A 22,461-nucleotide genomic window follows, 5' to 3' on the forward strand; every position below is an offset into this window, starting at 1 on the left:
GATGAGTTGTTCAAGTGCTTTTTCGTGTCCCGGTCGAGATAATGCTCGATGCAGGGTCCAAGCCAAAGCCCAAACATAACCCACCCTCGCAAATATGCGGGTACGTGCGCGACTTGTTCGCGACACGCCCGACCGCGGGGGTCGGAGCCTCGGCGGATTGAGGAACCCGGAACTATCCGGATTCAGTTCGTTGGAAGCGTGGCTGGAAGTGCCACATGGAACTGCCGAAAAGTAAACAGTGTTTACGTCAACAGCATTGCTCCCCTTAGGATGCTTCGTTACAGGAAAGAGAGTCACGACGCCATGGCGGGACAAAAAATCCGCATCCGGCTGAAGTCATATGACCACGAGGTCATTGATGTTTCAGCTCGGAAGATCGTTGAGACGGTCACGCGCGCAGGCGCAACGGTAGTCGGCCCGGTGCCGCTGCCCACCGAGAAGAACGTTTACTGTGTCATTCGTTCCCCTCACAAGTACAAGGACAGCCGCGAGCACTTTGAAATGCGCACGCACAAGCGTCTGATCGACATCATCGACCCCACGCCCAAGGCGGTGGATTCGCTCATGCGTCTCGACCTGCCGGCCGACGTGAACATCGAAATCAAACTGTAGGGAGGTGCTGAGAAACTATGACCGAGACCCGAAACACTAAGGGCATCCTGGGCACGAAGCTCGGCATGACCCAGGTCTGGGATGAGAACAACAAGCTTGTTCCCGTCACCGTCGTCCAGGCTGACTCCAACGTCATCACCCAGCTGCGCAACGCAGAGGTGGATGGCTACGTCGCCGTACAAATCGGCTACGGTGCGATCGACCCGCGCAAGGTCACCAAGCCGCTGGCTGGTCACTTCGCGAAGGCCGGCGTCACGCCCCGCCGCCACGTCGTGGAACTGCGCACCGCAGACGCCGCAAGCTACACCCTCGGCCAGGAGCTCTCCGTTGAGATCTTCGAAGCCGGCCAGAAGGTCGACGTCGTCGGCACTTCCAAGGGCAAGGGCTTCGCCGGTGTCATGAAGCGTCACGGCTTCCACGGCGCCCCGGCATCCCACGGTGCCCACAAGAACCACCGCAAGCCCGGTTCCATCGGTGGCGCGTCCACCCCAGGCCGCGTTTTCAAGGGTGTCCGTATGGCTGGCCGTATGGGCGCCGAGCGCGTCACGACCATGAACCTCACGGTTCACGGGGTCGACGCCGAGAAGTCGCTGCTGCTGATCAAGGGTGCCGTCCCCGGCGCCCGCGGCACGGTCGTCCTGGTACGCACCGCCGTGAAGGGAGCATAAGTAAATGGCTACTGTAAACGTTGACCTGCCTGCAGAGATCTTCGACGTCCAGACCAACGTGCCGCTGTTGCACCAGGTCGTCGTCGCCCAGCTCGCTGCCGCACGCCAAGGCACGCACAAGACCAAGACCCGCGCCGAAGTTTCCGGTGCCGGCCGCAAGCCGTTCAAGCAGAAGGGCACCGGCCGCGCCCGTCAGGGTTCCATCCGCGCCCCCCACATGACCGGCGGTGGCGTTGTCCACGGGCCGACCCCGCGCGACTACAGCCAGCGGACCCCCAAGAAGATGAAGGCAGCGGCCCTGCGCGGCGCCTTGTCCGACCGGGCCCGCAACGGCCGCATCCACGTGGTGGCAGAACTGGTTGCCGGCACCACGCCGTCCACCAAGGCCGCCAAGGCCGTCCTGTCCTCGATCTCCGAGCGCAAGAACCTGCTCGTGGTCATCGAGCGGGCCAACGACGTCGCCGCGCTGAGCGTGCGCAACATCACCGACATCCACGTCCTGTATGTTGACCAGCTCAACACCTACGACGTGCTGGTTGCCGATGACGTCGTCTTCACGCAGGCTGCCTACGAAGTTTTCGTCGCCGGCCGGGCAGCTGCCGAGGCCTTCGCCTCCAGCATGCTGCTGGTTGAGGACGAGCTGTCCGCCGATGCCGCCGTCGAAGGTGACATCAAGGGCAACAAGGGCTCCATGAAGTACCACGTGCCTGGTTCACGCTGGTATGACGCCACGGTGGCCGAGGTCTGGTTCGCAACGGTTGAGGAGGCCAAGGCCGCAGGCTTTGTTCCCGCCGGCGGCGAAGCGGCGCAAGCCATCTCAGACACGCAGGAGGACGCCAAGTGAGCGCCGTCACCATCAAGGATCCGCGCGACGTCGTGCTTGCACCCGTCGTCTCGGAAAAGAGCTACGGCTTGATCGACGAAGGCAAATACACCTTCCTGGTCGACCCCCGCTCGAACAAGACCGAGATCAAGCTGGCCGTGGAGAAAATCTTCTCCGTCAAGGTCGACTCGATCAACACCATCAACCGTGCCGGTAAGCGCAAGCGCACCAAGTTCGGATGGGGACAGCGCAAGAACACCAAGCGCGCGATCGTCTCCCTCAAAGAAGGCACAATCGACATCTTCGGCGGTCCGCTTTCCTAAGCGGAGACCACTTTAACGAGGAAATAAACTATGGGAATCCGTAAATACAAGCCGACAACCCCGGGCCGTCGCGGCTCGAGCGTTGCCGACTTCACTGAAATCACGCGGTCGACGCCGGAGAAGTCTCTGGTCCGTCCCCTGCCCAAAAAGGGTGGCCGCAATAACACCGGTCGTATCACGACTCGTCACAAGGGTGGTGGCCACAAGCGCCAGTACCGCCTGATTGACTTCCGTCGTCACGACAAGGATGGCGTCAACGCCCGCGTTGCTGAGATCGAATACGATCCCAACCGCACGGCGCGCATCGCCCTCCTGCACTACGTTGATGGCACCAAGCGTTACATCATTGCCCCGAACAAGCTCAAGCAGGGCGACTTCGTTGAAGCCGGTCCCGCCGCGGACATCAAGCCCGGCAACAACCTGCCGCTGCGCAACATCCCGGTGGGTACTGTTATCCACGCCGTGGAGCTGCGTCCCGGCGGCGGGGCCAAGATGGCCCGCTCCGCCGGAGCCTCCGTTCAGCTCGTCGCCAAGGAAGGGCGCTTCGCACAGCTGCGCCTGCCCTCCGGCGAAATCCGCAATGTTGATGCGCGCTGCCGCGCCACCATCGGCGAAGTGGGCAACGCTGAGCAGTCCAACATCAACTGGGGCAAGGCAGGGCGCATGCGCTGGAAGGGCGTTCGCCCGACCGTCCGTGGTGTCGTGATGAACCCGGTTGACCACCCGCACGGTGGTGGTGAAGGCAAGACCTCCGGTGGACGTCACCCGGTCAACCCGAACGGTAAGCCGGAAGGCCGTACCCGCCGTCCCAACAAAGAGAGCGACAAACTCATTGTGCGTCGCCGTCGTACTGGCAAGAACAAGCGATAGGAGCCTGGAGACATGCCACGTAGCCTGAAGAAGGGTCCCTTCGTAGACCAGCACCTCTTTGTCAAGGTCGCTAGGGAAAACGAAAAGGGCACCAAGAACGTCATCAAGACCTGGTCCCGCCGCTCGATGATCATCCCGGACATGCTGGGTCACACGATCGCCGTGCACGATGGTCGCAAGCACATCCCCGTGTTTGTCACCGAGTCGATGGTCGGGCACAAGCTCGGCGAATTCGCCCCCACGCGGACATTCCGCGGCCATGTCAAGGACGACCGTAAGGGCAAGCGCCGCTAGGCGCTTCCCTGACGGCTAAGACGAGAGAAGGAAAGCAATGGAAGCCAAGGCAAGTGCGCGTCATCTGCGCGTCACGCCTATGAAGGCCCGGCGCGTCGTCAACCTGATTCGTGGCAAGCAGGCGAATGAGGCATTGGCGATTTTGAAGTTTGCCCCCCAGGCAGCTTCGGAGCCGGTATTCAAGGTAGTCCAGTCCGCAGTGGCCAACGCCCGCGTTCTGGCTGATCGCGACAGCATCGCGTTCAATGAAAACGACCTGTACATCAGCGAGATCTTCGTTGACGAGGGCCCGACCATGAAGCGGTTCCAGCCGCGAGCACAGGGTCGCGCGTTCCAGATCAAGAAGCGCACCAGCCACGTCACCGTGGTTGTCGCTACCCCCGAGAAAGAGGAGGCTCGCTAAGTGGGACAGAAAGTAAACCCGCACGGGTTCCGTCTCGGGATCACCACGGACCACCGTTCACACTGGTTCGCGGACAGCACCAAGCCCGGACAGCGTTACAAGGACTTCGTAAAAGAAGACATCCGCATCCGCGAACTCATGTCCACGGGCATGGATCGCGCCGGCATTTCCAAGGTTGAGATCGAGCGCACCCGTGACCGTGTTCGTGTGGATATCCACACCGCACGCCCGGGCATCGTCATCGGTCGTCGTGGAGCCGAGGCGGACCGCATTCGCGGCGAGCTCGAAAAGCTCACCGGCAAGCAGGTTCAGCTGAACATCCTGGAAGTGAAGAACCCGGAAGCGGACGCTCAGCTCGTTGCCCAGGGCATCGCCGAGCAGCTGACCTCACGCGTGGCCTTCCGCCGCGCGATGAAGAAGGCCATGCAGTCCGCACAGCGCACCGGCAGCGTCAAGGGCATTCGTGTCGCTTGCGCCGGTCGCCTGGGCGGGGCGGAAATGTCCCGCACCGAGTTCTACCGCGAAGGTCGCGTGCCCCTGCACACCCTGCGCGCCAACATTGACTACGGCTTCTTTGAAGCCAAGACCGTGTTCGGGCGCATCGGTGTCAAGGTCTGGATCTACAAGGGTGACGTCACGAGCAAGGAACTGGCCGCCCAGGCGGCCGCAGCTCCTTCCCGTGGCCGCGGCCCGCGTCGTGACGGCGATGACCGCGGTCCCCGCGGCCCCCGCGCCGGTGGCGACCGTCGTCGCACCGACCGTCCCGAGCGCACCGAGGCCCCGGCCGCGGTGGAGGCTCCTGTAGCCGGCGAAAGCGCGGCTCCGGCAGTAGAAGGAGGGCAGGCTTAAATGCTTATCCCACGTCGAGTAAAGTTCCGCAAGCAGCACCACCCGGGTCGCTCCGGGCAGGCTACCGGCGGCACCACGGTCACGTTTGGCGAATGGGGCATTCAGGCCCTGACGCCTGCCTACGTCACCAACCGCCAGATCGAGTCCGCTCGTATCGCCATGACGCGTCACATCAAGCGTGGCGGAAAGGTGTGGATCAACATCTACCCCGACCGTCCGTTGACGAAGAAGCCGGCCGAAACCCGCATGGGTTCCGGTAAGGGTTCACCCGAGTGGTGGATTGCGAATGTCAAGCCCGGCCGCGTTCTCTTTGAACTCTCCGGTGTATCAGAAGAGGTAGCTCGCGAGGCCCTGCGCCTGGCGATCCACAAGCTGCCGTTGAAAGCACGCATCGTGCGTCGCGAAGGTGGTGAGTAGAGATGTCAGTTGGATCTAAGGATCTTGCACCCGCTCAGCTGGACGGGTTCGACAACGAGCGTCTTGTTGAAGAACTCCGCAAGGCCAAGGAGGAGCTGTTCAACCTGCGTTTCCAGTCCGCCACCGGTCAGCTGGAAAACCACGGTCGTTTGCGCGTTGTGAAGCGCGACATCGCCCGCATCTACACGGTGCTGCGCGAGCGCGAGCTGGGCATTCGCCCGGACGTCGTTGCCGCCGCACCGGTGGAGAAGGCCTCCAAGAAGGCTGACAAGGAAGCCAAGAAGGTCTCCAAGAAGGCTGAAGAATCTGAGGAGGACGCCAAGTGAGCGATTCTGTAAACAACAATGAAGCTGGCACGGAGACTGCGGTGGTCCGCGGCGAGCGTAAGAAGCTGCGCGGCTACGTCGTCTCCGACAAGATGGAAAAGACCATTGTCGTTGAGGTCGAAGACCGTGTGAAGCACGCGCTGTACGGCAAGGTGCTTCGACGCACCTCGAAGGTCAAGGCTCACGATGAAGAGAACAGCGCCGGCATCGGCGACCTGGTCCTCATCAGTGAAACCCGGCCGCTCTCCGCTACCAAGCGGTGGCGCCTGGTCGAGATCATCGAAAAGGCCAAGTAAACACTTCAGTGTTGCCTTGAGCAAGGGCCCGTCACCGCATGCGGTGGCGGGCCCTTCGCCGTCCATTGCGCGCCGCCGGCCCGCCCCCGCGGAGCCGGAACGCCCCCGAACCGCTTGAACGCTGTCGGCCCACAGCGTTCATGCGGCCCCCCAGCGTTCAAGCGGGCAAGCAGCGCCCGTGGCCCGCCCACGTAACGGGAGGGTACGCCGTCGTGCTAGGATTATCTATTGCTGCGCCATTTCCGTGCCACCGTTTTCGGTAGCGGCAGTTGGCGTGCAATTACCTCGTAAATGCTCGTGCCACTACAAACTGCCGTCCGAAGCGCGGAGTCATCCGCAGCGGGTTTGGAACGGAAAGTGCAGTTGGCATGAGGTATTTAGGCGTGTTGTGGCAAAATCCAGGCACGTCGAGAGACATCCCGAACAATACGTTCCGCAAGGCTCGTCCACAGATGGTTTGTGGCCAAGAACCGGCGCGACGAACAGGAGACACTAGTGATTCAGCAGGAGTCGCGGCTTAAGGTCGCCGACAACACGGGTGCCAAGGAAATCTTGACAATCCGCGTTCTCGGTGGATCCGGGCGCCGCTACGCAGGCATTGGCGACACCATTGTCGCTACCGTCAAGGATGCAATTCCCGGCGGAAACGTAAAGAAGGGTGACGTCGTCAAGGCTGTCATCGTTCGCACCAAGAAGGAACGCCGCCGTGCGGATGGTTCCTACATCAAGTTTGATGAGAACGCCGCCGTGCTTCTCAAGAACGACGGGGACCCCCGCGGTACCCGTATCTTCGGCCCGGTTGGTCGCGAACTTCGGGACAAGAAGTTCATGAAGATCATCTCGYTGGCTCCGGAGGTGCTCTAACTTATGGCAAAGATCAAGAAGGGTGACCTGGTTCAGGTCATCACCGGCGCCAAGGCCGAGCGTGGCGGCGACCGTGGCAAGCAGGGCAAGGTCCTGAAGGTTTACGCCGAGACCAACCGCGTGTTGGTCGAGGGCGTCAACCGCGTCACCAAGCACACCAAGGCAGGCCAGACGGAACGTGGCACCAACACCGGTGGCATTGAAATCGTCGAGGCACCCATTCACATCTCAAACGTTGCCGTGGTGGACCCGTCCACCAAGAAGCCGACCCGCGTCGGCTACCGCATCGAGACCGTAGAGCGCGATGGCCGCAAGCGCGAAGTGCGCATCCGCGTTGCCAAGGGCTCTGGGAAGGATCTGGCATGAGCGCCGTAGCTGCAGAGAGCACCCCGACGATCACGCCCCGGCTGAAGACCCGCTACGCAGCGGAGATCAAGTCGGCGCTGATCGAGGAATTCAAGTACGCGAACGTGAACCAGGTTCCCCGCCTGGTGAAGGTTGTTGTCAACATGGGTGTTGGAGAAGCCGCCAAGGACTCCAAGATCATCGACGGCGCCGTCCGCGACCTGACCGCCATCACCGGCCAGAAGCCCCAGGTTTCCAAGGCCCGCAAGTCGATCGCCCAGTTCAAGCTGCGCGAAGGCATGCCGATCGGTTGCCACACCACGCTGCGCGGAGACCGCATGTGGGAATTCCTGGACCGCCTCGTCACGCTGGCCCTGCCCCGTATCCGCGACTTCCGCGGCCTCAGCGGCAAGCAGTTCGACGGCAACGGCAACTACACCTTCGGTCTGACCGAGCAGGTTATGTTCCACGAGATCGACCAGGATTCCATTGACCGCGTTCGCGGCATGGACATCACCGTCGTGACCACCGCCAAGACAGATGACGAAGGCCGCGCGCTGCTGAAGGCGCTTGGCTTCCCGTTCAAATCCGAAGATAACTAATCTACGTAAAAGGTCCGGGCCGTTGGTCGAGCCTGTCGAGAGCTGATCTCGACACGGCCGCACCGCGCAAGGGAAACCGTTACGAGGAAGGGCAAGCGCCCAAATGACAATGACAGATCCTGTCGCAGACATGCTTACGCGTCTGCGCAACGCAAACTCGGCACACCACGACACCGTGTCCATGCCGTTTAGCAAGCTCAAGGGCCACATCGCCGACATCCTCAAGGCGCAGGGCTACATTGCCGCCTGGCAGGTTGAAGACGCCGAGGTCGGCAAGAAGATGACCATCGAGCTGAAGTACGGCCCCAGCCGGGAGCGTTCAATCGCCGGTCTACGCCGCATTTCCAAGCCCGGACTGCGCGTTTACGCAAAGTCGACGAACCTCCCCAACGTGTTGGGCGGTTTGGGTGTCGCCATCCTGTCGACGTCGTCCGGTCTGCTGACCGACCGCCAGGCTGCCAAGAAGGGCGTGGGTGGGGAAGTCCTCGCCTACGTCTGGTAGTAGAGAGAGAAGGGAAAGAATAATGTCACGTATTGGACGTCTCCCCATCTCCGTGCCTGCCGGCGTCGAGGTCAAGGTTGAGGACAACCTGGTTTCCGTCAAGGGCCCCAAGGGATCGCTGGCACACACGGTGGCCAGCCCCATCACGGTCGCCCTCGAGGACAACACCCTCACGGTCAGCCGCCCCAACGATGAGCGCACCTCGCGTTCACTCCACGGTTTGACCCGTACCCTCATCGACAACCTGATCATCGGTGTCACGAAGGGCTACGAGAAGAAGCTGGAAATCGTTGGTACCGGTTACCGCGTAGTCGCCAAGGGCGCCGACCTGGAGTTCGCTCTGGGCTTTAGCCACCCGGTTGTCGTTTCGGCACCGGCCGGCATCACTTTGACGGTTGAGAGCCCCACCAAGCTCGCCGTCTCTGGTATTGACAAGCAGCAGGTGGGCGAAGTTGCTGCCAACATCCGCAAGCTGCGCAAGCCCGACCCCTACAAGGGCAAGGGCGTTCGCTACGCCGGCGAGATCATCCGCCGCAAGGTCGGAAAGGCTGGTAAGTAACCATGGCACTATCCGTACGAGGAAAGTCCAAGGCCGCAGCACGCGGCCGTCGCCACCTGCGCGTTCGCAAGCGCGTCAGCGGCACCACGGTGCGTCCGCGCCTGGTCGTCAACCGCTCCGCCCGCCACGTATTCGTGCAGGTCATCGATGACACCCAGGGCCTGACCCTGGCGTCGGCATCGACCCTGGAAGCGGACCTTCGCTCCTTCGAAGGTGACAAGTCCGCCAAGGCCAAGCGCGTCGGCGAGCTCATCGCCGAGCGTGCGAAGGCTGCCGGCATTGAAGCTGTCGTGTTCGACCGTGGCGGCAACCGCTACCACGGCCGTGTTGCAGCTGTTGCCGACGGCGCGCGTGAAGGCGGTCTGGCACTGTGACCGAAAACATTAACAAGGAGAACACTGTGTCGCAAGCAACTGCAGCTGACGGCGCGGCAGCTAAGACCGGCGCCGAGACTGCTCCGGCAGCCACCGACGGCGGCCGTGGCGGCCGTGACGGCGGCCGTGGCGGCCGTGACGGCGGTCGTGGCGGCCGTGACGGCGGCCGTGGCCGTGGTCGCGATGGTGGCCGCGAGGCCGAGAAGAACCAGTACATCGAACGTGTCGTGAACATCAACCGTGTGGCCAAGGTCGTCAAGGGTGGTCGTCGCTTCAGCTTCACCGCCCTGGTGATCGTCGGCGACGGCAACGGCCTCGTTGGCGTCGGCTACGGCAAGGCCAAGGAAGTTCCCGCGGCCATCGCCAAGGGTGTGGAAGAGGCCAAGAAGTCCTTCTTCCGCGTTCCCCTGGTCGGCAAGACGGTTCCGCACCGCGTACAGGGTGAGGCCGCTGCCGGCGTCGTCCTGTTGCGTCCGGCCGCCGCCGGTACCGGTGTTATCGCCGGTGGTCCGGTGCGCGCCGTGCTCGAATGCGTTGGTATCCACGACGTTCTGTCYAAGTCCCTCGGGTCTTCGAACGCCATCAACATTGTTCACGCAACGGTTGATGCACTCAAGCGCCTGGAAGACCCCAAGGCTGTTGCGGCTCGCCGCGGCCTGCCCTTGGACGAGGTCGCCCCGGCCGTGCTGTTGCGCAATATGCAAAAGGCAGGTGCGTAATGACTACACCGAAGAATATCCAGCCTTCCGAGGCGAAGCTGGAAATCACGCAGATCAGGTCCGTCATTGGCGGCAAGCAGAACCAAAAAGACACCCTTCGTTCACTGGGTCTCAAGCACATCGGCGACTCCGTCGTCCGTACGGCTGACGTAGTGACCGCCGGCATGATCAACACGGTTTCGCACCTGCTAAAGGTTGAGGAGGCGAAGTAAGTGGCTGCTGAGAAGAAGTCTGTAGAAACTGCCGAGAAGCAGAACGCACTGAAGGTTCACCACCTGCGTCCGGCACCCGGCGCCAAGACGGCCAAGACCCGTGTCGGCCGTGGTGAAGGTTCCAAGGGTAAGACCGCCGGCCGTGGTACCAAGGGCACCAAGGCCCGCTACCAGGTCAAGGCCGGATTTGCCGGCGGCCAGCTGCCGCTGCACATGCGCCTGCCGAAGCTGCGCGGCTTCAAGAACCCATTCCGCGTCGAGTTCCAGGTGGTCAACCTGGACAAGCTGAACGAGCTCTTCCCCGAAGGTGGCGTTGTCACCGTCGAGACCCTGGTTGAGAAGGGTGCCGTTCGCAAGAACCAGCCCGTGAAGGTGTTGGGCACCGGGGAGATCACCGTCAAGGTTGATGTCACCGCCCACGCGTTCTCCACCAGCGCTGCAGAGAAGATTGCTGCTGCCGGCGGAACCACCACCGAACTCTAAGAAGTTCACGGATGCACTCATCCAGCGATTAGACTCTTGGTGGGCGGAGCTTACGTTCCGCCCGCCAGGGGTCTTCTTGCATCTCTGCGGCCCTAGTGTCTTAGGGGCGCCGCAGTGTCTTAGGGGCGCCGCAGTGTCTTAGGGGCGCCGCGCGGCCGCGGTTTCAGTGCGAGCCGGATCACCCACTAGAATCTTTCCTTGGGCAGCAAACCTGGGCCCACCTTTATCACTACAAATCAGGAGGACGCTTGCTTACCGCATTTGGCCGCGCCTTTCGCACGCCTGATCTGCGACGCAAGTTGTTGTTCACGCTGGGAATCCTCGCCATCTTCCGCCTGGGTGCATTCATCCCCTCGCCCGGAGTTGACTATCGCAACGTCCAGCAGTGTGTGAATGCCGCTGACACCAGCCAGGGCATCTACCAGCTGGTGAACTTGTTCAGCGGCGGCGCCTTGCTGCAGGTTTCCATCTTTGCGCTGGGAATCATGCCCTACATCACCGCGAGCATCATCGTTCAGTTGCTGCGCGTGGTCATTCCCCGTTTCCAGGAGCTGCACCTCGAAGGTGCGCAGGGCCAGGGCCAGCTGACGCAGTACACGCGCTACCTGACCATCGCCCTGGGCCTGCTCAATGCCACCACGCTGGTGACCCTGGCCCGATCCGGGCAGTTGTTCGCCGGGTGTGGGGCGGCCGGCAGCGCCACGCCGCTGATCCCGCAGGACAATCTGGTCACCATCTTGTTGCTGATCATCACGCTGACCGCCGGATCCGGGCTGATCATGTGGATGGGCGAGCTCGTCACCGAGCATGGTGTCGGCAACGGCATGTCCCTGCTGATCTTCGTGGCCATCGCGGCCATGTTCCCCACGTCCCTCGGCGCCATCTTGAAGACGCAGGGCTGGGGCACGTTCCTGCTGGTCATGGTCGTGGGCCTGGTGGTCGTGGCGCTGGTGGTGTTCGTTGAACAGTCCCAACGCCGCGTTCCGGTCCAGTACGCCAAGCGCATGATTGGCCGGCGCACCATGGGCGGAACCAGCACCTACATCCCGATCAAGGTCAACATGGCCGGGGTGATCCCCGTGATCTTCTCCTCGTCGATGCTCTACCTGCCGGCGCTGCTGGCCCAGTTCGCCACCCCGCGCAACTCCACGGCGAACCTGCCGTTCTGGATTGAGTGGATCAACAACTACCTCACGCGCGGAGATCATCCGATCTACATGGCGTTGTACTTCTTCATGACGGTGTTCTTTACGTACTTCTATGTCGCGATCACTTTCGACCCTGAAGAAGTTTCTGACAATATGAAGAAGTACGGTGGGTTCATTCCCGGCATTCGTGCCGGCAAACCCACGCAGGATTACCTGCAGTATGTAATTTCACGCATCACCTTGCCGGGATCGCTGTACTTGGGCATCGTTGCCCTGATCCCGCTCATTGCCTTGGTCCTGATTGGGGCAAACCAGAACTTCCCGTTCGGTGGCACGTCGCTGTTGATTGTCGTTGGTGTCGGGTTGGAGACGGTCAAGCAGATTGATGCACAGCTTCAACAGCGCCACTATGAAGGGTTATTGCGATGACAAGAATGCTGATCATTGGGCCTCCCGGATCGGGTAAGGGCACGCAGGCGGAACGAATTAGTGCCAAGTTGGGCATTGTCGCGATCTCCACGGGCGATATCTTCCGCGCCAACGTCAAGGGTGAAACGCCGCTGGGCGTGGAAGCGAAGAAGTTCATGGACAATGGCGACTTTGTTCCGGACAGTGTGACCAACCGGATGGTGCGGGACCGGCTTGCCCAGGACGACGTCGCCGCGGGCTTCCTGCTCGACGGCTACCCGCGCACCACGGCCCAGGTCGATGAGCTCGATGACATCCTCGGTGCCGCCAACGCGAAACTGGACGTGGTGGTGCAGTTGACCGCCGACGACGAGGAACTCGTCACCCGCCTGCTCGGCCGGGCCCGGGAGACCGGCCGCAGCGATGACACGGAGACGGTCATCCGGCACCGGCTGGACCTGTACCGCGAGCAGACGGAGGTGGTGGTGTCCCGCTATGCGGAGCGCGGCATCCTGGCCAAGGTCGACGGACTCGGGGACATGGACGAGGTCACCGTGCGCATTCTGGACGCCATCAACAACAGCTAGCATGTCAACGCGTTCGCCACCTTGTTGGGCAGTATCGACGGGGCGGCCGGGCGACGGGCTCCTTTCCCGCACCGGGGAAGGGGCCCGCATCATTTTCAACTGAAGGGATCCCGGCATGGCATTTGGCCAGCAAAGGATTGAGTACAAAACCATTGACCAGATGCGCATCATGCATCGCAGCGGACTTATCCTCGACGACGCGTTGAACCAGACCATCGCCGCCGTGTCCCCCGGGGTGACCACCGCCGAGCTCGACGCGCTCTTCGCCTCGCTGCTGAAAAAGGCCGGCGCCACCTCCAACTTCCTCGGCTACTACGACTACCCGGCGTCCATCTGCACCTCCGTCAATGAGGAAGTGGTGCACGGCATTCCCGGCCCCCGGGTGCTCGAACGCGGGGACGTGCTGTCCATCGACGGCGGCGCCATTGTGGAGGGCTGGCACTCCGACTCCGCCCGGACCGTCATTGTCGGGGCCCCGTCGGATGCGGATCCGGCGGACCGCAGGCTCAGCGACATTACCGAGGAGAGCATGTGGCGAGGCATCGCGGCCATGGCGTCGGCGAAGTACGTCGGGGATATCGGCGACGCCATTGACGACTACGTTTCCGCGCAGCCGGGCAAGTCGCTGGGCATCCTGGAGGACTACGTCGGGCACGGTATCGGCTCGGCCATGCACATGGCCCCGGACGTCCTGAACTACCGTTCCAAGCACCGCGGTCCGAAGCTGAAGCCGGGCATGTGCCTGGCCCTGGAGCCCATGCTGGTCCGCGGCGGGCTGGCGACCATCACCCTGGCCGACGATTGGACGGTGGTCACCGCGGACAAGGCGCGTGCCGCACATTGGGAACATTCGGTGGCCGTGCACGCCAAGGGCATTTGGGTGCTGACGGCGGCCGACGGCGGAGCGGAGCAGCTCGCGCCGCTGGGCGTCACGCCCGTGCCCCTCGGCTGAGCCCCGGTGAAGTGACCCGCAATAGATGTCGAAAAATCGCGAAAATCGCGTCGTTTTCGACATCTATTGCGGGTCACTTTCGATTCGGGGGGCGGGTTCGGGAGCGGGGGAGTGGCCTTGGGGGCGCTTCCCGGTCATAATCAAGCTGGCGGGGCCGTTGCCAGCGGAGCCCCGGACCGGGACGTGAAGGAGCGGCACATGAGAGCGGCGGCGAGCGGTTCCAGCGGATCCATCACCGACGTGCCCGGCATCCGGGTGGGGCAGGCACAACGCCGCGACGCCGGTTGGCTGACGGGGGTCAGCGTGGTGCTGCCGCCGCCGGGAACCATCGGCGCCGTCGACGTCCGCGGCGGCGGGCCCGGAACCCATGAAACCGACGCGCTGGACCCCACCACCCTGGTGCCCACGGTCGACGCCGTGGTGCTCACCGGCGGCAGCGCCTACGGCCTGGCCGCCGCCGGGGGAGTGCAGCGCTGGTGCGAGGAGAACGGCCGCGGCTTCCCCGTCCCCGGAGGGGTGGTCCCCATCGTTCCCGCCGCCGCCATCTTCGATTTGGGCCGCGGCGGCGACTTCTCCGCCCGCCCCACCCCCTCCATGGGGTACGAGGCGGCACTGGACGCCGGCCGCGCCCCGGAGGGCGCCGGCATTGCCCGGGGGAACTCAGGCGCCGGCACAGGGGCGGCCATGGGTGGCGGAAAGTTCAAGGGCGGGGTGGGCACCGCCTCCGTGCGTCTGACCGGCGACAACACTGCCGTGGTGGTGGGCGCTCTTGCCGTGGTCAACGCGGCCGGCCTCCCGTGGCGGCCGGGTGCGGCGCCGCCGGCGGTCGGGGAAGGGCTGAACACCACGCTTGCGGTCGTGGCCACCAACGCCGTCCTGACCGGCGCCCAGGCCCGGCGGACCGCCACGGCCGCCCACGCCGGGATGGCCCGGGCGCTGAACCCGGTGCACACACTGGCCGACGGCGACACCGTCTTCGCCCTGGCCACCTGCGCCGTGCCCCTGGCCGTCGACCCGCGGATGCCCATAGGCGCCCTGATTGAACTGCAAAGCGCGGCCGCGGAGGCGCTCCGGCTTGCCATCCTGGACGGCGTGGCCTGTGCCGCGCCGGTGGAAACCGCCGCCGGGACCTGGCTGCCGTATCCGCCGGCGGGAGCTTGATCTCACAGCGGGGCGCGCCCCCGGCAATTTAACTTAATGACCGCCATGCCGTAGAGTTGGTTGTTGGTTGCCTGTGCCCGGAATCTCTGGGATGCCCTGCAGGATGCGGCTGTGACGCCAAATCCTGGTTCGGGGACATGCGGGCGAGCAACAAATCAGTAGTAAAACCGTAGCTGATCCTGTTGTGTCCGTTTCGGGCTCAACGCGGGTTGGCGCAACAAAGTTAGCGGAGGATATGGCCAAGAAAGACGGGGTCATTGAGATCGAGGGCGTTGTGACGGAAGCGTTGCCCAACGCGATGTTTCGAGTTGAGCTGACGAACAAGCACATCGTTCTTGCCCATATCTCAGGAAAAATGCGCCAGCACTATATTCGTATCCTTCCTGAGGACCGAGTTGTGGTGGAGCTGAGCCCATACGACCTCACCCGTGGTCGCATCGTCTACCGCTACAAATAACCACAACTGCAATCACGCAAAGGAATGCCATGAAGGTCAAGCCGAGCGTCAAGCAGATCTGCGACAAGTGCAAGGTGATTCGCCGTAACGGTCGAGTCATGGTGATCTGCGAGAACCCGCGCCACAAGCAGCGCCAGGGCTGATCCTGCCTCTCTTTGAGGCAGGGTACCCGGGCAGCCGCTCACGCTAGTAAATTAATAAGGCAGCACAAGTTGGACGAAGGCGGAGCGATCCGCAACCGGTCAACGGACCCCCGGTCGGAGGCCGGGGCCGCATCGAATGCACACGAATCGAGTGCAAAAGATGCGGGTGTACTGTCTACGACCTCCGGTTTACACAAGGAGCAGCCACCATGGCACGTCTCGCTGGCGTAGACCTTCCCCGCGAAAAGCGGTTGGAAGTAGCGCTTACTTACATCTATGGCGTGGGCAAGACCCGTGCAAAGAAGGTCCTGGCCGAGACGGGGATCTCCCCGGACGTTCGTGTCAAGGACCTTTCGGACGCTGAACTCGTTCAGTTGCGTGACAACATCGAGGGTAACTACAAGGTTGAGGGTGACCTTCGCCGCGAGGTGGCAGCCGATATCCGCCGCAAGGTTGAAATTGGCAGCTACCAGGGTATCCGCCACCGTCGCGGAATGCCTGTGCATGGCCAGCGCACGAAGACCAACGCTCGCACCCGCAAGGGCCCGAAGCGCACCGTCGCAGGCAAGAAGAAGGCCGGCCGCTGACATTCGTCAGTACCGTCCCCTCATAACTTTCGTAGGAGAATAAAATGCCCCCAAAGACTCGTGGAGCGGTTCGTAAGCCGCGTCGCAAGGATAAAAAGAATATTGCGCTGGGCCAGGCCCACATCAAGAGCACCTTTAACAACACCATCGTTTCCATCACGGATCCCTCTGGTGCAGTCATCTCGTGGGCTTCCGCCGGTGAGGTTGGCTTCAAGGGCTCGCGCAAGTCCACTCCGTACGCCGCACAGATGGCTGCTGAAGCCGCTGCCAAGCGCGCACAGGAGCACGGCATGCGCAAGGTTGACGTTTTTGTAAAGGGTCCGGGCTCGGGCCGCGAAACGGCTATCCGTTCGCTGCAGGCTGCTGGTCTTGAGGTTGGCTCCATTCAGGATGTCACCCCCAGCGCCCACAACGGCTGCCGTCCGCCCAAGCGCCGTCGCGTCTAACGACCCCGGCATCAGAGTTGGCCCTCCCCAGGACCGCGGCACCTTAGCCGTTGCCCGCCTGGTGGGGGCCAACTCCGCCGCCGTTAAGTCGTCGAGACCATTTCCACTACCTGTGTTGCGTCATATAGCGGATGCTGCCTGAAAGGAAACCCCAGTGCTCATTGCACAGCGCCCCACCCTATCTGAAGAAGTAGTTTCCGAAAACCGGTCCCGGTTCGTCATTGAACCGTTGGAGCCCGGCTTCGGCTACACCCTGGGAAACTCCCTCCGTCGGACCCTGTTGTCCTCCATTCCCGGCGCTGCTGTCACCAGCATCCGCCTCGATGGCGTGCTGCATGAGTTCACCACGGTTCCCGGTGTGAAGGAAGATGTCACCGAGATCATCCTGAACATCAAGGGCCTGTCCGTGTCCTCCGAGCACGACGAACCAGTTGTCGCCTACCTGCGCAAGCAGGGCCCCGGCGTCGTGACGGCCGCGGACATCGCACCGCCGGCCGGGGTGGAATTCCACAATCCGGACATGCATATCGCCACACTGAACTCGAAGGGCAAGTTCGAACTCGAACTGACCATCGAGCGCGGCCGCGGCTATGTTTCGGCAGCACAGAACAAGAGCGCGGATTCCGAGATCGGCCGCATCCCGGTCGACTCTATCTACTCGCCCGTTCTGAAGGTGACCTTCCGCGTCGAGGCCACCCGTGTTGAGCAGCGCACCGACTTCGACAAGCTGATCGTGGATGTCGAGACCAAGCAGGCCATCTCCCCGCGGGATGCCATCGCCTCTGCCGGCACCACGCTGGTTGAACTCTTCGGGCTGGCCCGTGAGTTGAACACCGCCGCTGAAGGCATTGAGATCGGCCCGTCCCCGACGGACGCCGCTCTTGCCGCCGACATGGCGCTGCCGATCGAGGATCTGGATCTGACGGTTCGCTCCTACAACTGCCTCAAGCGTGAGGGCATCCACTCCGTGGGTGAACTCGTTGCTCGCTCCGAGGCCGACCTGATGGACATCCGCAACTTTGGTGCGAAGTCCATCGACGAGGTCAAGGCCAAGCTGGTTGAACTGGGTCTGTCCCTGAAGGATTCCCCTCCAGGATTTGACCTGGCCGCCCGTGCCGCAGCCATTGACGAGAACGACGACGCCTACGGCGACGACGAGCTCTAAGTTCGAACAACAAATTTTCTTGGCCGTCCGCGGCGGGCACAATTGATGTGTCTGGTGCGTGCCGGCTGACACTTGAGGAGAAACACCATGCCTACCCCCGCTAAGGGTCCCCGCCTCGGAGGCGGAGCGGCTCACGAGCGCTTGATGCTCGCGAACCTGTCCGCCGCTCTGTTCGAGCACAAGCGGATCACCACCACCTTGACCAAGGCCAAGCGCCTGAGCCCCTACGCCGAGCGACTGGTCACCTTCGCCAAGCGTGGAGACCTGGCCTCCCGCCGCCGCGTACTCGGCCTGATCAGCAACAAGGGCATCGTCCACGAGCTGTTCACCGACATCGCCAAGGCCGTGGAGAACCGCGACGGCGGCTACACCCGCATCACCAAGATCGGCAACCGCAAGGGCGACAACGCCCCCATGGCCGTCATCGAGCTGGTTTTGGAGCCGGTCAGCGCCAAGCAGGCCGTCGTGAAGGAAGCATCCGCTGCCGCCGCCAAGGCCGCTCCGGTAGAAGCTCCCGTCGAGGAAGCTGCGACCGAAGCTCCCGTCGAGGAAGCTGCGACCGAGGCTCCCGTGGAGGAAGCTCCCGCCGAGGAAGCCGCGACCGAGGCTCCCGTGGAGGAAGCTCCCGCCGAGGAAGCCAAGTAAGACCGTCTGTTCCCAAAGGACCCGCCGCCCCGTAAGGGGAGGCGGGTCCTTTTCCGTGCCGGGCCCGCCGCCGGGGCCCGCCGCCGGTGGTACCGCGGGGGCAGGCCACCGGTAGAATTGTCTGCATGCACAACCCCCATCCTTCCCCTGGCGAACTTGGCTTGGTCAGGGTGCGCCTTGACATCGCCTACGATGGCGGACCGTTTAGCGGATGGGCCGTCCAGCCCGGGCGTCTGACCGTTCAGGGCGCCATCGAGGAGGCGCTGGCGCTGTTCCTGCGCCGGCCCGTGCGGCTCACCGTGGCCGGGCGCACCGACGCCGGCGTCCATGCCCGGGGCCAGGCCGCCCACGTGGACGTCACGCCCGGGGAGTGGCGGGGGCCCGGGCACGGACACGCCGCCGTCCCCCGCGACGCGTTCAGGCGCCGGCTGGATGGCGCCTTGAGGCGCGTGCTCGGCGATCTGCACGGCTCGGTGCAGATCCTCTCCGCCGCCCCCGCCCCGGAGGGGTTTGACGCCCGGTTCTCGGCCATGTGGCGGCGCTATAGTTACCGAATCGCCGACGCGTCCACGCCCCGGGATCCCCTCCAACGTGCCCTGACGCTGTGGCACGAACGCGAACTGGACGAGTCCTTGATGAACCTGGCCGCCGCGCCGCTGCTGGGGCTGGCGGACTTCCGCGCCTTTTGCAAACCGCGCGACGGCGCCACCACCATTCGCACGCTCCAGCGCCTGGACTTCACGCGGGAGACCGGTGGTGTGATCAACATCAATGTCCAGGCCGATGCGTTTTGCCACAACATGGTCCGCGCCCTGGTGGGGGCGGCGCTGCGGGTGGGCCAGGGGCTGGAAAGCCCCGACTGGATGTACCGGCGCCTGCTGGCCGGCGTCCGGGACGCAAAATCCGTGCTCGCCCCGCCCCATCCGCTGGTTCTGGAGGAGGTGCACTACCCGGAAGGGGCCGAACTGCACGAGCGGGCCACCCTGACCCGGGCCCGCCGGGTCGTCCCGGAAACCATGGACGTGCCGTCGTGAACCCGCTGGGGTTCCCCTGCGACGCCGCTTTGACCGGGGACCGTTCTTAACGCTATCGTTGGTAGTCGTTGTGCGTGTCCTATCTTGATATCACGCGCCCGTTGAAGGTCCGGTTGCAGGGCCATGGATTCATCGGCGCATCGAGAAGTGTATGGATAACTGGTGTTAGAGCCCTCACCTCTGTTCCGGTAAACGCATAGATAGCAGGTGTCAACCATCTGTGACACCACCTAAGAACAAGAAACGAAGGCAAAAACCGTGCGTACGTATACCCCGAAGCCCGGCGATATCAACCGTCAGTGGCACATTATTGATGCCAACGACGTTGTCTTGGGCCGTCTTGCCAGCCAGACCGCAACTCTGCTGCGTGGAAAGCACAAGCCGACCTTCGCTCCCCACATGGACATGGGCGATTTCGTCATCATCATCAACGCCGAGAAGGTTGCCCTGACCGGCGCCAAGCTCGAGCAGAAGCGTGCTTACCGCCACTCCGGTTACCCGGGCGGCCTCTCAAGCATGAACTATGCGGAACTGCTGGAATCCAACCCGGTGCGTGCCGTGGAGAAGGCCGTGCGCGGCATGCTCCCGAAAACCTCACTGGCGGCAGCGCAGCTCACCAAGCTGAAGATCTACCGCGGTGCCGAGCACCCGCATGCCGCTCAGCAGCCCAAGACGTTCGAAATCACCCAGGTCGCCCAGTAGTCCTGGCCACCACCCAAATATTTATCAAGGAGAATCGTGGCTCAGAATTCTGAAGAGCTGAACACCGAGGCCGTCGTGGCCGAGGCCGAAGTTTTGACCAGCTACACCAGTGAAAGCGCGCCCGCCGGCGACGCCGCCCCTAAGAAGGAGCGCCCGGCCCTGACGGTATCCGGGGCAGCCGTCGGCCGTCGCAAGCAGGCAATCGCCCGCGTGCGCGTCGTTCCCGGCACCGGCAAGTGGGTTGTCAACGGCCGCGAACTGGCCGACTACTTCCCGAACAAGCTCCACCAGCAGGAAGTCAATGACCCGTTCCGCATCCTGGACCTCGAAGGCGCCTACGACGTCATGGCCCGCATCCACGGTGGCGGCCCCTCCGGCCAGGCCGGTGCATTGCGTCTTGGCGTGGCCCGTTCCCTGAACGAGATCGACACCGAGAACAACCGCGCCACGCTGAAGAAGGCCGGCTTCCTTACTCGTGACGCCCGCGTCATCGAGCGCAAGAAGGCCGGTCTGAAGAAGGCCCGCAAGGCGTCGCAGTACTCCAAGCGCTAAATTTTTCTTACGCAACAAATCCCCGGTCGCCCTCAGGCGGCCGGGGATTTTTGTGCCCCCGAAGGCCTGCGCGAGGGGAGGTCCGGACCCCGCCCGCCGGCCCCGGCGGGCGGGTTTGGCGAATCGATGATTTAGACTGGTGAGGATGTCTAGATTATTTGGAACCGACGGTGTCCGCGGATTGGCCAATGGCCTGCTGACGGCTGAGCTTGCCCTATCCCTGGCCCAGGCGGCCGCCGTGGTCCTGGGCCACGAACAAATGAGCGAAGGCAAACGGCCGCGCGCCGTGCTGGCCAGGGACCCGCGGGCCAGCGGGGAGTTCATCGGCGCCGCCGTCGAGGCCGGCCTGGCCAGCGCCGGCGTGGACGTCTACAACGCCGGCGTGCTGCCCACTCCCGCCGCGGCCTTCCTGATCGCGGACCTCGGTGCGGACTTTGGCGTGATGATCTCCGCCTCGCACAACCCGGCGCCGGATAACGGCATCAAGTTCTTCGCCCGCGGCGGCACCAAGCTGGCCGACGACATCGAGGACGCCATCGAGGCCCAGCTCCAGCACGACGCCTTCCGTCCGATCGGCGTGGACGTCGGACGCATCCAGCGTTTCTCCGACGCCGAGGACCGGTACATCCTTCACCTCCTGGGCACCCTGCCGCACCGCCTGAACGGGCTCAAGATCGTCCTGGACTGCGCCAACGGTGCGGCCAGCGGCTGTTCGCCGCAGGTGTTCACGGACGCCGGAGCCGAGGTCATCGTCATTGGGGCCAGCCCGGACGGGCTGAACATCAACGACGGCGTCGGCTCCACCCACCTGGAGCAGCTTCAGGAGATGGTGGTCGCCACCGGCGCCGACCTGGGCATTGCCCACGACGGCGACGCCGACCGCTGCCTGGCCGTTGACCATGAGGGCACCGCCGTGGACGGCGACCAGATCATGGCGGTACTGGCCCTGGCCCAAAAGGCGGCCGGGGAACTGCGGGACGACGTCCTGGTGGCCACGGTCATGAGCAACCTGGGCCTGAAGATCGCCCTGCGCGACGCCGGAATCACCATCCGCGAGACCGCCGTCGGCGACCGGTACGTCCTTGAGGAGATGCGGCGCGGAAACTACTCGCTGGGCGGGGAGCAGTCCGGCCATGTCATTTTCTCCGACTACGCCACGACCGGCGACGGACTCCTGACTGGGCTGCAGCTTGCTGCCCAGGTCGCCAAGACGGGCAAGACGCTCAAGGAGCTCGCGGCCGCCATGACCAAGCTGCCCCAGGTGATGATCAACGTCACGGGCGTCGATAAGAGCCGCGCCGCCATTGTCCCGGCCGTCAAGGCCGCCGTGGCCAAGGCCGAGGCCGAGCTGGGCGATACCGGCCGGGTGCTGTTGCGGCCCTCCGGCACCGAGCAGCTGGTGCGCGTCATGGTCGAAGCCGCGGACATCGCGACCGCGGAACGGATCTGCCAGGACCTTGTCACGGTGGTCCGGGCGGAACTCTCCTTCTAGGAGCCTCTTAGGAGTCCCGCGCCCGGAGGGAATCGCGGATTTCTCTCAGCAGCACAATCTGCGGATCGGCGGCCGGTTCCGGCTCCTTGATGCCGAGCCTGGCGTTGCGCCGGGCAATCATGTGGTTCATGGGCACGACGACGACAAAGTAGACGGCGGCGGCAATCAACACAAAGTTCACCAGGGCGGTCAAGAGTACCCCGAACTTGAGGTCATTGCCGTTGAGGGTGACCAGGGCAAAGCTGTCGAAGTTGGGGGACCCTGTCAGCGCGGCAATCAGGGGCATCAGGACATTCGCCACGAGCGCGTTGACCACGGCTCCGAAGGCGGCACCAATGACGACGGCCACGGCAAGGTCGACGACGTTGCCCTTCATGATGAAATCCCGAAATCCCTTGAGCATGCCCCCAAAGTACCGCAGATCCGCCCGCAGCGGACTTT

Annotated in this window: 35 protein-coding genes; 34 read left to right on the forward strand and 1 reads right to left on the reverse strand. The window is 63.5% G+C overall.

Translation table 11 applies throughout. The features are described 5' to 3' along the window. Positions 1–303: 303 nt before the first annotated feature. The 34 genes from rpsJ to glmM all read left to right on the forward strand — a co-directional run bounded on the left by rpsJ (position 304) and on the right by glmM (position 22,020). Positions 304–612: a 30S ribosomal protein S10 gene (gene rpsJ / locus AB4Y80_RS03565; RefSeq protein WP_003803825.1), complete on the forward strand. Its 309-nt coding sequence runs from the start codon at positions 304–306 to the stop codon at positions 610–612. 17 nt (positions 613–629) lie between these two features. Next, the gene (gene rplC, locus AB4Y80_RS03570; RefSeq protein WP_442211961.1) at positions 630–1,280 is read left to right on the forward strand and encodes a 50S ribosomal protein L3; all 651 of its coding nucleotides are present in this window, start codon (positions 630–632) and stop codon (positions 1,278–1,280) included. Between the two features lie 4 nt (positions 1,281–1,284). Then, the gene (rplD, locus tag AB4Y80_RS03575) at positions 1,285–2,124 is read left to right on the forward strand and encodes a 50S ribosomal protein L4, sunset domain variant (RefSeq protein ID WP_442211962.1); all 840 of its coding nucleotides are present in this window, start codon (positions 1,285–1,287) and stop codon (positions 2,122–2,124) included. Continuing rightward, entirely contained in the window at positions 2,121–2,426 is a 306-nt protein-coding gene (rplW, locus tag AB4Y80_RS03580) for a 50S ribosomal protein L23 (protein WP_110501053.1), read from the forward strand. Before rplD ends, rplW begins: the two co-directional genes overlap by 4 nt. Before the next feature lie 30 nt (positions 2,427–2,456). After that, positions 2,457–3,296: a 50S ribosomal protein L2 gene (gene rplB / locus AB4Y80_RS03585; RefSeq protein WP_442211963.1), complete on the forward strand. Its 840-nt coding sequence runs from the start codon at positions 2,457–2,459 to the stop codon at positions 3,294–3,296. Positions 3,297–3,308: 12 nt separating this feature from the next. After that, entirely contained in the window at positions 3,309–3,590 is a 282-nt protein-coding gene (gene rpsS, locus AB4Y80_RS03590; protein WP_003803803.1) for a 30S ribosomal protein S19, read from the forward strand. 37 nt (positions 3,591–3,627) lie between these two features. Continuing rightward, positions 3,628–3,993 (forward strand): 50S ribosomal protein L22, encoded by a 366-nt coding sequence (gene rplV / locus AB4Y80_RS03595; RefSeq protein WP_044576432.1) that lies wholly within the window; start codon positions 3,628–3,630, stop codon positions 3,991–3,993. Beyond that, positions 3,994–4,842 carry a 30S ribosomal protein S3 gene (rpsC, locus tag AB4Y80_RS03600; protein ID WP_442211964.1) on the forward strand — a complete coding sequence of 283 codons (849 nt, stop codon included), beginning with the start codon at positions 3,994–3,996 and terminating at the stop codon, positions 4,840–4,842. It begins immediately after the preceding gene. After that, entirely contained in the window at positions 4,843–5,259 is a 417-nt protein-coding gene (gene rplP / locus AB4Y80_RS03605) for a 50S ribosomal protein L16 (protein WP_165183260.1), read from the forward strand. Positions 5,260–5,261: 2 nt separating this feature from the next. Beyond that, a complete protein-coding gene (rpmC, locus tag AB4Y80_RS03610; protein ID WP_442211965.1) occupies positions 5,262–5,585 on the forward strand; it encodes a 50S ribosomal protein L29 in 324 nt (107 codons plus the stop codon). Then, a complete protein-coding gene (rpsQ, locus tag AB4Y80_RS03615; RefSeq protein WP_442211966.1) occupies positions 5,582–5,881 on the forward strand; it encodes a 30S ribosomal protein S17 in 300 nt (99 codons plus the stop codon). The genes rpmC and rpsQ overlap by 4 nt, the downstream gene beginning before the upstream one ends. Positions 5,882–6,376: 495 nt before the next feature. Continuing rightward, positions 6,377–6,745, forward strand: a complete 369-nt coding sequence (rplN, locus tag AB4Y80_RS03620) for a 50S ribosomal protein L14 (protein WP_054013196.1) — start codon at positions 6,377–6,379, stop codon at positions 6,743–6,745. Positions 6,746–6,748: 3 nt separating this feature from the next. After that, positions 6,749–7,111, forward strand: a complete 363-nt coding sequence (gene rplX, locus AB4Y80_RS03625; RefSeq protein WP_442211967.1) for a 50S ribosomal protein L24 — start codon at positions 6,749–6,751, stop codon at positions 7,109–7,111. Then, positions 7,108–7,692, forward strand: coding sequence for a 50S ribosomal protein L5 (rplE, locus tag AB4Y80_RS03630; protein ID WP_442211969.1), 585 nt, complete (start codon positions 7,108–7,110; stop codon positions 7,690–7,692). Before rplX ends, rplE begins: the two co-directional genes overlap by 4 nt. A gap of 103 nt (positions 7,693–7,795) precedes the next feature. Further along, entirely contained in the window at positions 7,796–8,194 is a 399-nt protein-coding gene (gene rpsH / locus AB4Y80_RS03635; protein WP_442211970.1) for a 30S ribosomal protein S8, read from the forward strand. Positions 8,195–8,216: 22 nt separating this feature from the next. Continuing rightward, entirely contained in the window at positions 8,217–8,753 is a 537-nt protein-coding gene (rplF, locus tag AB4Y80_RS03640) for a 50S ribosomal protein L6 (RefSeq protein ID WP_442211971.1), read from the forward strand. A 2-nt stretch (positions 8,754–8,755) separates the two neighbouring features. After that, positions 8,756–9,127 (forward strand): 50S ribosomal protein L18, encoded by a 372-nt coding sequence (gene rplR, locus AB4Y80_RS03645; RefSeq protein ID WP_442211972.1) that lies wholly within the window; start codon positions 8,756–8,758, stop codon positions 9,125–9,127. Further along, complete coding sequence (gene rpsE / locus AB4Y80_RS03650; RefSeq protein WP_442211974.1) at positions 9,124–9,846, forward strand: 30S ribosomal protein S5; 723 nt, start codon at positions 9,124–9,126, stop codon at positions 9,844–9,846. Before rplR ends, rpsE begins: the two co-directional genes overlap by 4 nt. Next, positions 9,846–10,058 carry a 50S ribosomal protein L30 gene (gene rpmD / locus AB4Y80_RS03655; RefSeq protein WP_442211975.1) on the forward strand — a complete coding sequence of 71 codons (213 nt, stop codon included), beginning with the start codon at positions 9,846–9,848 and terminating at the stop codon, positions 10,056–10,058. Before rpsE ends, rpmD begins: the two co-directional genes overlap by 1 nt. Further along, a complete protein-coding gene (rplO, locus tag AB4Y80_RS03660; protein WP_442211976.1) occupies positions 10,059–10,541 on the forward strand; it encodes a 50S ribosomal protein L15 in 483 nt (160 codons plus the stop codon). 248 nt (positions 10,542–10,789) lie between these two features. Next, positions 10,790–12,118 carry a preprotein translocase subunit SecY gene (gene secY, locus AB4Y80_RS03665; protein ID WP_442211978.1) on the forward strand — a complete coding sequence of 443 codons (1,329 nt, stop codon included), beginning with the start codon at positions 10,790–10,792 and terminating at the stop codon, positions 12,116–12,118. Between the two features lie 5 nt (positions 12,119–12,123). Then, positions 12,124–12,684, forward strand: a complete 561-nt coding sequence (locus AB4Y80_RS03670; RefSeq protein ID WP_442212113.1) for an adenylate kinase — start codon at positions 12,124–12,126, stop codon at positions 12,682–12,684. 115 nt (positions 12,685–12,799) lie between these two features. Continuing rightward, positions 12,800–13,636 (forward strand): type I methionyl aminopeptidase, encoded by an 837-nt coding sequence (gene map / locus AB4Y80_RS03675; RefSeq protein WP_442211979.1) that lies wholly within the window; start codon positions 12,800–12,802, stop codon positions 13,634–13,636. Positions 13,637–13,834: 198 nt separating this feature from the next. Then, positions 13,835–14,797: a P1 family peptidase gene (locus tag AB4Y80_RS03680; protein ID WP_442211980.1), complete on the forward strand. Its 963-nt coding sequence runs from the start codon at positions 13,835–13,837 to the stop codon at positions 14,795–14,797. A gap of 235 nt (positions 14,798–15,032) precedes the next feature. Continuing rightward, positions 15,033–15,254, forward strand: coding sequence for a translation initiation factor IF-1 (infA, locus tag AB4Y80_RS03685; RefSeq protein ID WP_009358723.1), 222 nt, complete (start codon positions 15,033–15,035; stop codon positions 15,252–15,254). 29 nt (positions 15,255–15,283) lie between these two features. After that, positions 15,284–15,397 carry a 50S ribosomal protein L36 gene (gene rpmJ, locus AB4Y80_RS03690; RefSeq protein WP_011775570.1) on the forward strand — a complete coding sequence of 38 codons (114 nt, stop codon included), beginning with the start codon at positions 15,284–15,286 and terminating at the stop codon, positions 15,395–15,397. A gap of 209 nt (positions 15,398–15,606) precedes the next feature. After that, positions 15,607–15,984: a 30S ribosomal protein S13 gene (gene rpsM, locus AB4Y80_RS03695; protein WP_103464846.1), complete on the forward strand. Its 378-nt coding sequence runs from the start codon at positions 15,607–15,609 to the stop codon at positions 15,982–15,984. A 44-nt stretch (positions 15,985–16,028) separates the two neighbouring features. Beyond that, entirely contained in the window at positions 16,029–16,430 is a 402-nt protein-coding gene (gene rpsK, locus AB4Y80_RS03700; protein ID WP_104086662.1) for a 30S ribosomal protein S11, read from the forward strand. 154 nt (positions 16,431–16,584) lie between these two features. Then, positions 16,585–17,595: a DNA-directed RNA polymerase subunit alpha gene (locus AB4Y80_RS03705; protein WP_054012278.1), complete on the forward strand. Its 1,011-nt coding sequence runs from the start codon at positions 16,585–16,587 to the stop codon at positions 17,593–17,595. A gap of 87 nt (positions 17,596–17,682) precedes the next feature. Continuing rightward, the gene (gene rplQ, locus AB4Y80_RS03710) at positions 17,683–18,240 is read left to right on the forward strand and encodes a 50S ribosomal protein L17 (RefSeq protein ID WP_442211981.1); all 558 of its coding nucleotides are present in this window, start codon (positions 17,683–17,685) and stop codon (positions 18,238–18,240) included. Positions 18,241–18,365: 125 nt separating this feature from the next. Continuing rightward, positions 18,366–19,274, forward strand: coding sequence for a tRNA pseudouridine synthase A (locus AB4Y80_RS03715; protein WP_442211982.1), 909 nt, complete (start codon positions 18,366–18,368; stop codon positions 19,272–19,274). Positions 19,275–19,532: 258 nt separating this feature from the next. Then, entirely contained in the window at positions 19,533–19,976 is a 444-nt protein-coding gene (gene rplM / locus AB4Y80_RS03720) for a 50S ribosomal protein L13 (protein ID WP_442211983.1), read from the forward strand. A gap of 36 nt (positions 19,977–20,012) precedes the next feature. After that, positions 20,013–20,528 carry a 30S ribosomal protein S9 gene (rpsI, locus tag AB4Y80_RS03725; protein ID WP_442211984.1) on the forward strand — a complete coding sequence of 172 codons (516 nt, stop codon included), beginning with the start codon at positions 20,013–20,015 and terminating at the stop codon, positions 20,526–20,528. A 145-nt stretch (positions 20,529–20,673) separates the two neighbouring features. Beyond that, on the forward strand, positions 20,674–22,020 hold the full coding sequence (glmM, locus tag AB4Y80_RS03730; RefSeq protein WP_442211985.1) for a phosphoglucosamine mutase: 1,347 nt from the start codon (positions 20,674–20,676) through the stop codon (positions 22,018–22,020). 7 nt (positions 22,021–22,027) lie between these two features. On the opposite strand, the gene mscL is transcribed toward glmM, so the two are convergent. Continuing rightward, positions 22,028–22,423, reverse strand: a complete 396-nt coding sequence (gene mscL / locus AB4Y80_RS03735; protein WP_442211986.1) for a large conductance mechanosensitive channel protein MscL — start codon at positions 22,421–22,423, stop codon at positions 22,028–22,030. Positions 22,424–22,461 lie beyond the last annotated feature (38 nt).

The organism is Specibacter sp. RAF43 (assembly GCF_052114065.1).
Classification (GTDB): domain Bacteria; phylum Actinomycetota; class Actinomycetes; order Actinomycetales; family Micrococcaceae; genus Specibacter.